Origin of the sequence: Facklamia languida CCUG 37842 (genome assembly GCF_000245795.1) — a bacterium.
Taxonomy (GTDB): Bacteria; Bacillota; Bacilli; order Lactobacillales; family Aerococcaceae; genus Facklamia; species Facklamia languida.
Map to the genome: position 1 here is coordinate 548890 of NZ_JH601133.1, position 10898 is coordinate 559787.

Here is a 10898-nt window from a genome sequence, read left to right on the forward strand (position 1 = left end):
CCTCTCACTCCCCTAACAAATCGGTTAAAGTATAGCGAACCATTGGGTCTGGAAGAATAGCATGGACACCATATTGATTCAAGGTCTCCCTATATAATTCTGGCTTAAAAGTATGCCAAGGAATCAGGAGTCGAGCCTGGATTGTATAGGCAATTGTCAATAAACTTTGAGGATCAGCATGGCCAGAAACTTCAGCATGATAATAGGCCCACCCCTGATTGATTAAGCTTGAAACATAAGGTTCATACTCCGGCATGAAAGGACCTAGAGGCATACCATTTGAGTGAAGGTAGTATCCCACAGGAACATCAAAGAGCACCTGATGTCTTTCATAATCTACTTGTAGCAGAAAGGCCCCTGGATTCGCTCGTATTTGGTCAATTGTAATGGCTTTCTCGTCTTCCCTTTCACTCAAATATAAAAGTGATTCAGGGACCTCCTGAAGATAGTGACTAATGAGCTTATAATAAGCTGAATCTAAGACAAATGTCCGCCCGCATTCCTGTGATACCTCAATCAGTTCAGCCAGTCGTTGGATATTTTGAGGATATAAATCAATCGCAAATAGATTCTGGTCTTTTTGCACCATCAATTCTTTTATCTGGTGCATGAGCGAGCGTTCAGTTGAACAATTAATTGAATAGGTTTTTTCCTCAATCGGCGGTACATCCTGAACTTCCTCTCCTAATCTTGAATAGGATGTCCCTTCTAATAACAAGATATCGGGGGCAAAATGATAGGCTTCCTCGACCCACTTGAAGACCTTGTGGGGACAGAATCCTGATAACCGCAAGTCCCCAGAGTGAATGACCTTGAGGTCCTTCGTCTGAATAAAGAGAGCACAAGCCCCTGTGGTATCGTGGTCACTCTCCTTGAACTGGATACTGAAAGGTCCATGTTCAACGATCTGATCATAAGGAACCGCTTGCCAGTTCACCGGATAGCGAGGCAATAAGCCATTATCCGTCAAATGATGATAGAAATGAACGGCCTCTTCAGAAGCAAAAACGGGAATATCCGGAACAACTTGTCCAAGGGAGCCTAAATGGTCTAAATGCAGATGAGACAAGCAGATAATCGTTGAAACAGGAGATGCTTCATAAGCCGATATATCACTAGACGTGATAAACTCTTTTGAGTAAACCCCATCAAGTCTAGGTAGCTGACCCTTATCCAATAAAATTTGTGTATTTTTTGGATCAGTTAGTTCTGATATATCCGCTCCTCCAATCGCCCCAAAATCCGTAATGATTCGAAAGTTGTCCTTCTCCAAAGAGATAATATTACCACCAATTGTATCCAGACCATTAATGAATGTGATCCGTGTTTGAGAATCCATACACACCCTCCTCAAAAATAATTCATAGCCAGTTTATCACGTCATTTTTTTAAATTCAAAAAGCACAACCGCTAAACAGTTGTGCTAATCTTTTTAATACCAATGATTTGCCTGCCAGAAATTCCAAGCAGCTGTAATCGATCCATAACGATTCATCATATAATCATACATCCAGCGTAATTGGGTATGGGGATTTGTCTGCCAATCAGCCCCATGGGAGGCCATTTTATGACCTGGGAGAGATTGCGGCAAGCCATATGCACCAGAATAAGGATTCGTATTTTGATAATCCCATCCAGACTCTCCTTCTATAATACTTGCCCACATTTCTTGTTCAGCCGTTGAGACGCCATAGCTCTTAACCACATCTGCAAAAGCTGCTTGAGGATCCTCGAATGGCAGTGTGCTGGTTTCTATTTCATTCGTCTCAGGTGAAACATTTTCACCATTAGTTGACGGTGTGGCGGAATCGGAGAGGACAGCCGAATTGTCTACTGACTCAATTGCTGAATTGTCAGTCTCGACTGACACAGCCGCCTCATTCTCAGTAGGTTCCCATTCATCTGCCTCCACTGCTATCATAGGAGGATTTAATGGCCTGTTTTGAGTCTCTTCCTCCTCATTAGAAGCCTTCCTATTTACCTCAGCTACTTCTACTCCTTCTTCTGCGCTTGCTTCAGTTAAAGGATTCATCGGTTGAGTCGTTTCAACATAATCGGCCTCTTTTTCATTAACTCCCGGCTGATTCAGTGGAGTTCGCCCTGCGAGGGGACTTTGACTGAAATATATCTTCATTCCTGGAACAATTAAATCTGGGTCATCAATCTGATTGATTTGAATCAGATCATGCAGAGAATGGTTGGTCGCATTGGCAATGCTACCTAAAGTATCTCCCCACTGGACCGTGTATACATCTTTTTGAATATATTGTTGGTCTTGGATCGATTGTCTGATCGCTACTTCAGAACGCTTTATCCAACCAAGGGCAGCTTTACCATCAATTGAGGGATGACTGTTTGCTGTCGCATTAACTGGATTAAAAGGGCAAACAAGGACCAACAAACCGCTCATCAATCGAATCTTTCTACTTCTTTTCATTGAATACTCCTTCGGACTTATCAACTAGGATCTCTTGTTAATCATTAACCCTCGCTTCTTAAGTCATTTTTAAATATGATCGTATTCTACAAGAAGTGACTCTTTATTTCACGGTTCAAAAGCACTTGTTAGTGATCTTTAAAAGCCTCGTCGATTGTCTGCAATGTATATAACGAGACCTTTACAAGAAGGCAAGTGGTCAAGAAAAATGTCATGCATTCGTCATATTACAATCTTCTTCTAAATGATCCACTAAGGAACTAACATATTGGATGGTCGCTCTTAAAGCGTCAGGAGTCGACATATCTACCCCAACATAATTGGTTAATTCAAGAGGATTTAAACTACTTCCTGCTTTTAAAGCAGTTAACCAGTTTTCAATCACTTCTTGATCTTGATTTGCAATTTTAAGTCCTACCTGGGTTCCGATTGTCAAACCAGCAGAATAAGTGTAAGAATAGAGTCCCATAAAATAATGAGGTTGTCGCATCCAGGTGAGCTCAGCCCCTTCATTAATTTCTAATGCATCTCCCCAGAATTTCTTCAGGGTATCATAGAAGAATCGATTGAGCTTATCTGCGTTCAAATTCTCAAAGCGGTCAACAGCTTGATAGACTTTACGCTGGAAATCAGCTTCTAAAAGGTGAGTCACCATATTATGGAAATAGGTTCTTGAAATAAACTCGCCAATTAAACCGATCTTGTCCTCATGGCTCAAGTCTCCATTTAATAGGTACTGACAGGTAATCACTTCATTACATGTGGATGGTGCTTCAACAAAATAAAGGCTGACTTCTGGTGATAATACCGATTGATTTTGATAGGTTAACTGGAAGTGGCTCGAATGCCCTAATTCATGTGCCAAAACCAAAGCTTCACTCAAATACCCGGTCCAATTTAACAAGACATAGGAAGGACCTCCAGGAACCGTAGTTGAAAAACCACCGGTTGTTTTAGTTTGATTCATAGGAAAATCAATCCAACGTTCATTAAAAGCCCGGTCGACATAGGCATTATAATCAGGTCCATAGACCGACAAGGCTTTCTTAACAATTTCTTCACCCTCCGAAATGCTAAGATTGTGGCCGGAATCTGTTGAATAAGGAATTTTGATGTCCGCTAGACTCATCGTGTCGAGCCCATGCTTTTCTTTCAACAAACGCGCATAACGTTGCATCACTGGGGCAAACTCAGTCATCAACAGGTCAATATGTTTGTCATAGGTTGAGCGGTCAATTCCTTGGTCAGCTAACAGATAATCAAAGACCGATTCATATCCCCTCTCTAAAGATAATTTCTTTTCAGTTTGCGTGTGGGATATATAATTAATTGCTGCTGTATTTTGATATTTGGATAATCCGGCATGAAAAGACTTCCAGGCATTATGACGCACTTCTGCCTTGAGGTCTACTTCATATTCCCCTTCAAAACCAGCGAAAGAATTTGAGTAAGTTTTTCCTCCTGCACTAAAATCAGCAAAAGATAAGTCCTGATACATCAAGGTGTTATAAATCTGATATTGATTGAATAGCTCAGAGCTTACAAATCCTAGAAAAGTTTCCATTTCTTCAGAAAGAATATGATCTTTATGGTCTATTATATCTTGGATATAAACGCGATAGCCCTTACCTTCATCTGAATCCATAACGGACTGAAGTAATTCAATATTATTTTCAGCAATTTCAACTCGAATAAAGGCAGTTGCTGCACCTGTTTTATTCCTTAAATTTCGCACGCTCGCATTATTCTCTTCCTTTAAAGGATCGAGTTTATCCACTTCATAGGCGAGTTCACCATAATGACTTATTTTGGAAAAATCAGTTATAATTTTTTCATATAAACTCAGCGCATCGATGATTTCCTCAGCATTTATTAACTTTCCTTTATAAGTCTGAATCGTTTCTAACAGTTCATGATAGTTAAGGATTGCTTCTTCAAATGCCTCTTGGCTAGAAAACAATAAACTTAAATCCCAAGTATGGTCAACAGGAACTTCATTTCTTAATGGTAGATTTGACATAATATCCCTCCTTAATAATCGATGATACCACTTACATTCGGTCATTTCACTATTGAATGTTTTTGTTTGTCAATCTCTTTTCTGATTTTATTTCATTGTTACTGATATTTAATACTTATGAATAAACTTTTTCATAATGATATGTTACAATGCGTACTAGCACTAATAAATTATGAAAATAGGAGGGAAAGTATGCAAAAGTATATCGTTAACTCTCCAGAACTTACTGACTTCGTAAATGTCATTAAATTACTGGCTCACCCAATTCGTTTTTCAATAGCCTTATCACTTAAGGACAATGGTGTGTTAAATGTTAGTAAAATCCAAGAATCTCTAGATTTGACCCAATCAACTGTTTCACAACATATTAGCAAATTACGTGAAGCTGGAATTGTATCTGCTGAACGAGATGGGACTAAGATTTTTTACTCCCTTACAAGTGATACGGCTAAACTTGTTCTCGATGCTTATTCACAATACAAATAAATTCGATGGAAATTTCTTATTCCCCAAACCTAGGATGGTTCTGGGGATTTCTTATTTAGTTAAATCACCTTTACTAAACGATCTAACACATTCTATATTTAAAAAAGAGATGATGAAGATTTAAACTTCATCATCTCTTAATTATTATTCGACTTCTTCATCTTTTAATGATTCTTCTTCCACTTGGGCTTGGTTCTGTTCGTAAATGAGATCCGCCATATAACTTTCTGGATCTTCCACAGGCTGCCAGAGTAAAGAACGGTAATCGTTAAAGGTGTTATAGACGGCTAGTGACAAGGCCGCCATCTGCTCACCCACTGCCATGTAATTCCAAGGATAATTCGTATAGACAGCAAGACTATATGAACCATAGGGTGTCACAAAGGTTGCTACATCATTCTGCTCCATTTCGCCAGAACCAGACTTGTTCCAAGAGCGAACTGGAATATAAGTCCGAATATAAGTATGACTATTTTGCATCAGCTTAAGAATTAATTGATCATCGTAAGGCTCTCCATTGACTTGACTATTATAGAGCAAAGCAAAATATCTAGCTGCATCGGCAGGAGTTGTCTGAAACAAACCATTTGTATCACGGTGATAGTATTTGCCATTAACATAAGTATCATAAAGCCCTAATTGATGCATGTGTGGCGTAATTCGATTACCGCCACCAACCACTTCAATTAAGCTGTTAGCAGCTGTATTATCTGAAATGGACACCACTTGATTGACTAAGTAATCAATGGAAAAAGCCGATCCAGCTGGAAAGTCTTGCAGGGTTCCAGCACCCGGAACGATATCATCCCAAGTTGTATAATAGACAGATTCTGGAAAAAGTTCACCCGTCTTATATTGATGATAGACTTCTCCTAGAACATAAATCTTTTGTGTTGAGGCTGGGAAAAATATTTGATTATTAACTGATACCTGTGCCATTGAATCATTATTAACAAATGAAGCACCAGTATTTGCGCTAATATATGGTATATATGCATTGAGTGTCTCTTGTATCTTATCTAAGAGAGTCGTTTCACTGTAGTATGTAAGAACATAATCCTGATAGGAGTCATCCTTTTTAAGCCATCCGAGGTCATTGTAGCCTACTTTCACATGGAGCCAAACCTCATTATCTGTTGTGACTTCTTCAATCACATCTAAGGGCATTTCAACGTAATTCTGGGTAGTCGAACGCACTTTTGAGCCAAAGGTTGTCGGTGGAGCGGATAGAATGATTTCCTGTGGGTTCTTATAAACAATCCCATACTTAATATCGAAACTATTATATTGTTGACTATAGCTTTGCTGACTCTTTACAAAGAAATAGCGTTCACGCGGAAATGGTAGCAGCCTTCTTATCCAATTTCCATATACTTGCCAATCGGAAGCCCGAGTATTTCCCTGTTTAAAGGTTCTTATTTCTCTTCCTTTCTCGTAATAAGTCAGTCCTTTCCCTTGATCATGCCAACCCGTAAAAGGCTCATTAAATTGAAAGAGGAATGACCCTTCAGCATTCTTCCTAAGTGTAAAATCATTGAGGAGTTCTCGGCTTTTGACAGGATAGCGATTCGCAAGGGAACTTGGAGAGACGATCGCAACGTTAGGACTATAATAGAACCAGGGCATGTCTTCCCCTAATACATCCTCATTTGAATCTTCCAAAAGAGGTTGGTCAACCTTTGTTTTGATATCAAAAGTATCTTGGTTTGGCTTAAAATCTTCCAAAATATACCCGCTCGATGAACTCAAGTCGACAATATAGTCGCTATAATGAATAGGCGATTCGATTGGCTTAGACAAGTAATCTGGAAACAACAATAAAAAAGTAAAAAAGGATAGAGAAATGCCCACAATGGTAAAAAGCACAAAAAACCATCTATCAATGATTCTTTCTTCCAACCTGTTCTCCCCCTTTTACGACTCTATCCAATAATATACCAATTTGAGAAATCTTATTCAAACGCTAGTTTATAAATTCCTTGGTTCAAAATTAAATTGATTTGAGAAATAGTCAAAAAGTTCTTCATTATACAAGATTTCACCATATCGATCTCGAAAGAAATCAAAAGGCAAGTCATGAAACAAGTTGATAGGATCATAGCCCTCAAGTGATTTTTTTTGAATATAAGTATCATAAGCTAATTCATCAACTTGCTCTATCTCTTTAGAATAGCGATGGTTTGCGATTAAACGAAATATAAACTCTTCATAGGCTTGCTCCTTAATATGGGTCATTACATTTCCTTTTAGACCCAAATAATTTTGAGCATAAGTCCTAAGCCTTTCATCATAGTCTGCCGCATGCTGCCTCATTTGATCAATATAATTCTCTTCAAAAACAAGATATTCCTCTTGATTAATGATAACCTGTGCAGATTCAGCATGAAAAGCTAATAGATAGGGTCTTAATTTAGAATAATAAATTTTATAAGCTTGTTTATGCTGATAGTCACATCGAAGCCACCGTCTAAAATCATCTAAACCATGGATGTCAGATAAACCCAAAGAGGTATAGACAAGTGGATTGTCCAATTCTTCTTCTTGCAGTAGGTGACCTGATGTTTGATGAAATAAAGCTTTAAGTTCGGCAAGATACGAATCCTCAATCAGAGTCCAGGCTGGAATTTGAATATCAAGATAGCCTTCAGGAAAGGGGATTGCTTCCTTAGAAAAATAATCAATCACCTTACTTCGCACCTATGCCCCTCCTTTCAAAATCATAACCTTTATTTAAACAAAAAGAGGAAAGCAATCTACCATGTAATGATAAATGCTTTCCTAAGATAGCGGTGATCGGGGTCGAACCGATACGCCCGTGAGGGCACAGGATTTTGAGTCCAGCGCGTCTGCCAATTCCGCCACACCGCCATAGTGATAGAAGGCGGTAGTCGGATTTGAACCGGCGATCAGAGTTTTGCAGACTCGTGCCTTACCACTTGGCTATACCGCCACAAAAAAACTGGGGTAGCTGGATTCGAACCAACGAATCACGGAGTCAAAGTCCGATGCCTTACCGCTTGGCTATACCCCAATAATAATAAAATACTTAAACAATAGGCGGCTGATGGGAATCGAACCCACGAATGTCGGATCCACAAACCGATGCGTTAACCACTTCGCCACAACCGCCATGAATGAAAACAGGGACTGTAGGAATCGAACCCACACTAACGGTTTTGGAGACCGTTGTTCTACCGTTAAACTAAGCCCCTATTACCACGAAGCAGGTTTAAATTCCTATTATTAATGGAGGGGGGCAGATTCGAACTGCCGAACCCGAAGGAGCGGATTTACAGTCCGCCGCGTTTAGCCACTTCGCTACCCCTCCATATGGCTTGGGACAGAATCGAACTGCCGACACCTTGAGCTTCAATCAAGTGCTCTACCAACTGAGCTACCAAGCCAAAACGGTCCGGACGGGATTTGAACCCGCGATCTCCTGCGTGACAGGCAAGCATGTTAACCCCTACACCACCGGACCATATTCAATTAAAATGGGGAATAACGGGCTCGAACCGCTGACATTCTGCTTGTAAGGCAGACGCTCTCCCAACTGAGCTAATTCCCCTTATATTCATTTCTTGATGACCCGTACGGGATTCGAACCCGTGTTACCGCCGTGAAAGGGCGGTGTCTTAACCGCTTGACCAACGGGCCAGGATATTATTTATCAGATAAAATGTACGGAGAGTAAGGGATTCGAACCCTTGAAACGTATTCTATACGTTTACACGGTTTCCAACCGTGCTCCTTCGGCCAGCTCGGACAACTCTCCCTGCTAACCTGTACATCATGACTCCGCCAGTAGGGCTCGAACCTACGACATCATGATTAACAGTCATGCGCTCTGCCAGCTGAGCTATGGCGGAATAAACATAAATGAAAAACGCGTGGCAACGTCCTACTCTCACAGGAACAAAGTTCCAACTACCATCGGCGCTAAGAAGCTTAACTGCTGTGTTCGGCATGGGAACAGGTGTGTCCTTCTTGCCATCATCACCACACGTCTTCTTTATGTCTTAGAGCGTCTCTCGATCACTCAAAACTAAATAACACCTCACAAAACCTCAAAATCTTTATGGTTAAGTCCTCGACCGATTAGTACTAGTCCGCTCCATATATCACTATACTTCCACTTCTAGCCTATCTACCTGATCGTCTCTCAGGGGTCTTACTTCTCACGAATGGGAAATCTCATCTTGAAGCTGGCTTCCCGCTTAGATGCTTTCAGCGGTTATCCATCCCACACATAGCTACCCAGCGATGCTCCTGGCGGAACAACTGGTACACCAGCGGTGTGTCCATCCCGGTCCTCTCGTACTAAGGACAGCTCTTCTCAAATTTCCTACGCCCGCGACGGATAGGGACCGAACTGTCTCACGACGTTCTGAACCCAGCTCGCGTACCGCTTTAATGGGCGAACAGCCCAACCCTTGGGACCGACTTCAGCCCCAGGATGCGATGAGCCGACATCGAGGTGCCAAACCTCCCCGTCGATGTGAACTCTTGGGGGAGATAAGCCTGTTATCCCCAGGGTAGCTTTTATCCGTTGAGCGATGGCCCTTCCATGCGGTACCACCGGATCACTAAGCCCGACTTTCGTCCCTGCTCGACTTGTAGGTCTCGCAGTCAAGCTCCCTTCTGCCTTTGCACTCTGCGAATGATTTCCAACCATTCTGAGGGAACCTTTGGGCGCCTCCGTTACTCTTTAGGAGGCGACCGCCCCAGTCAAACTGCCCACCTGACACTGTCTTCCGCTTGCTTGGCGCGAGTTAGAGGGTTCATATCACAAGGGTAGTATCCCACCATCGCCTCCATGCATACTGGCGTACACACTTCCTAAGCTCCTACCTATCCTGTACATGTCACACAAACACTCAATATCAAGTTGCAGTAAAGCTCCATGGGGTCTTTCCGTCCTGTCGCGGGTAACCTGCATCTTCACAGGTACTATAATTTCACCGAGTCTCTCGTTGAGACAGTGCCCAGATCGTTACGCCTTTCGTGCGGGTCGGAACTTACCCGACAAGGAATTTCGCTACCTTAGGACCGTTATAGTTACGGCCGCCGTTTACTGGGGCTTCAATTCGCACCTTCGCTTGCGCTAAGCACTCCTCTTAACCTTCCAGCACCGGGCAGGCGTCAGCTCCTATACATCATCTTACGATTTAGCAGAAACCTGTGTTTTTGATAAACAGTCGCCTGGGCCTATTCACTGCGGCTGACTTGCGTCAGCACCCCTTCTCCCGAAGTTACGGGGTCTTTTTGCCGAGTTCCTTAACGAGAGTTCTCTCGCTCACCTTAGTGTTCTCCACTTGACTACCTGTGTCGGTTTGCGGTACGGGTTGGGTGCACTCACTAGAAGCTTTTCTCGACAGTTTGATTATCCACCTTCGCTACTTCTTGCTTCGCTACAGGTCACAGCTCGTCGTTAGAGATAAGCCTTTCACTCTTCTCCCGCTTCACTGCTTCTACAGACGCTTCCATCCGTCTGCGTGGATTCACCTCCTGTGTCCCTCCATCGCTCAAACGTTACCCCAAGTACAGGAATTTCTACCTGTTATCCATCGCATACGCCGTTCGGCTTTTGCTTAGGTCCCGACTAACCCAGGGAGGACGAGCCTTCCCCTGGAAACCTTAGTCTATCGGTGGACGGGATTCTCACCCGTCTTTCGCTACTCATACCGGCATTCTCACTTCTATACGCTCCAACACTCCTTACGGTATGCCTTCACCGCCTATAGAACGCTCTCCTACCATTCATTACTGAATCCACAGCTTCGGTGTACTGTTTAGCCCCGGTACATTTTCGGCGCAGAATCACTCGACTAGTGAGCTATTACGCACTCTTTCAATGATGGCTGCTTCTAAGCCAACATCCTAGCTGTCTGTGCAACTCCACATCCTTTTCCACTTAACAGTAACTTAGGGACCTTAGCTGGTGGTCTGGGCTGT

General features: G+C 42.2%; 6 protein-coding genes, 12 tRNA genes and 2 rRNA genes (1 of these 20 running past the window's edge). 1 reads left to right on the plus strand and 19 read right to left on the minus strand.

The features are described 5' to 3' along the window. Nucleotides 1-4: 4 nt before the first annotated feature. The 3 genes from HMPREF9708_RS02525 to pepF all read right to left on the minus strand — a co-directional run bounded on the left by HMPREF9708_RS02525 (nt 5) and on the right by pepF (nt 4457). On the minus strand, nt 5-1339 hold the full coding sequence (locus HMPREF9708_RS02525; protein ID WP_006308540.1) for an MBL fold metallo-hydrolase: 1335 nt from the start codon (nt 1337-1339) through the stop codon (nt 5-7). A 93-nt stretch (nt 1340-1432) separates the two neighbouring features. Continuing rightward, nucleotides 1433-2437, minus strand: a complete 1005-nt coding sequence (locus HMPREF9708_RS07870) for a LysM peptidoglycan-binding domain-containing protein (protein WP_006308541.1) — start codon at nt 2435-2437, stop codon at nt 1433-1435. Nucleotides 2438-2648: 211 nt separating this feature from the next. Beyond that, complete coding sequence (gene pepF / locus HMPREF9708_RS02535) at nt 2649-4457, minus strand: oligoendopeptidase F (RefSeq protein ID WP_006308542.1); 1809 nt, start codon at nt 4455-4457, stop codon at nt 2649-2651. Between the two features lie 192 nt (nt 4458-4649). Here pepF and HMPREF9708_RS02540 point away from each other — a divergent pair, with 192 nt between their 5' ends. Further along, the gene (locus tag HMPREF9708_RS02540) at nt 4650-4943 is read left to right on the plus strand and encodes an ArsR/SmtB family transcription factor (RefSeq protein WP_006308543.1); all 294 of its coding nucleotides are present in this window, start codon (nt 4650-4652) and stop codon (nt 4941-4943) included. Between the two features lie 144 nt (nt 4944-5087). On the opposite strand, the gene HMPREF9708_RS02545 is transcribed toward HMPREF9708_RS02540, so the two are convergent. The 16 genes from HMPREF9708_RS02545 to HMPREF9708_RS02620 form a co-directional block, all read right to left on the minus strand. Next, nucleotides 5088-6842 carry a serine hydrolase gene (locus HMPREF9708_RS02545; RefSeq protein WP_006308544.1) on the minus strand — a complete coding sequence of 585 codons (1755 nt, stop codon included), beginning with the start codon at nt 6840-6842 and terminating at the stop codon, nt 5088-5090. Nucleotides 6843-6911: 69 nt separating this feature from the next. Then, complete coding sequence (locus HMPREF9708_RS02550) at nt 6912-7628, minus strand: hypothetical protein (RefSeq protein WP_156798767.1); 717 nt, start codon at nt 7626-7628, stop codon at nt 6912-6914. Nucleotides 7629-7727: 99 nt separating this feature from the next. Continuing rightward, nucleotides 7728-7811: transfer RNA gene (locus tag HMPREF9708_RS02555), tRNA-Leu, on the minus strand. A gap of 11 nt (nt 7812-7822) precedes the next feature. After that, nucleotides 7823-7893: transfer RNA gene (locus HMPREF9708_RS02560), tRNA-Cys, on the minus strand. Between the two features lie 9 nt (nt 7894-7902). Further along, nucleotides 7903-7974 (minus strand) — tRNA-Gln (locus HMPREF9708_RS02565). 25 nt (nt 7975-7999) lie between these two features. Beyond that, a tRNA-His gene (locus HMPREF9708_RS02570) sits at nt 8000-8072 on the minus strand. A 12-nt stretch (nt 8073-8084) separates the two neighbouring features. Further along, nucleotides 8085-8155, minus strand: a tRNA-Trp gene (locus HMPREF9708_RS02575). A 35-nt stretch (nt 8156-8190) separates the two neighbouring features. Beyond that, nucleotides 8191-8271 (minus strand) — tRNA-Tyr (locus HMPREF9708_RS02580). Nucleotides 8272-8274: 3 nt separating this feature from the next. After that, nucleotides 8275-8347, minus strand: a tRNA-Phe gene (locus HMPREF9708_RS02585). 4 nt (nt 8348-8351) lie between these two features. After that, nucleotides 8352-8424, minus strand: a tRNA-Asp gene (locus HMPREF9708_RS02590). Between the two features lie 14 nt (nt 8425-8438). Next, nucleotides 8439-8511 (minus strand) — tRNA-Val (locus tag HMPREF9708_RS02595). A gap of 17 nt (nt 8512-8528) precedes the next feature. Beyond that, nucleotides 8529-8600 (minus strand) — tRNA-Glu (locus HMPREF9708_RS02600). 27 nt (nt 8601-8627) lie between these two features. Continuing rightward, nucleotides 8628-8718, minus strand: a tRNA-Ser gene (locus HMPREF9708_RS02605). Between the two features lie 21 nt (nt 8719-8739). Then, nucleotides 8740-8812, minus strand: a tRNA-Asn gene (locus tag HMPREF9708_RS02610). Nucleotides 8813-8831: 19 nt separating this feature from the next. Beyond that, nucleotides 8832-8947 (minus strand): 5S ribosomal RNA (gene rrf, locus HMPREF9708_RS02615). 74 nt (nt 8948-9021) lie between these two features. Next, nucleotides 9022-10898, minus strand: a 23S ribosomal RNA gene (locus HMPREF9708_RS02620); it runs 993 nt beyond the window's last position.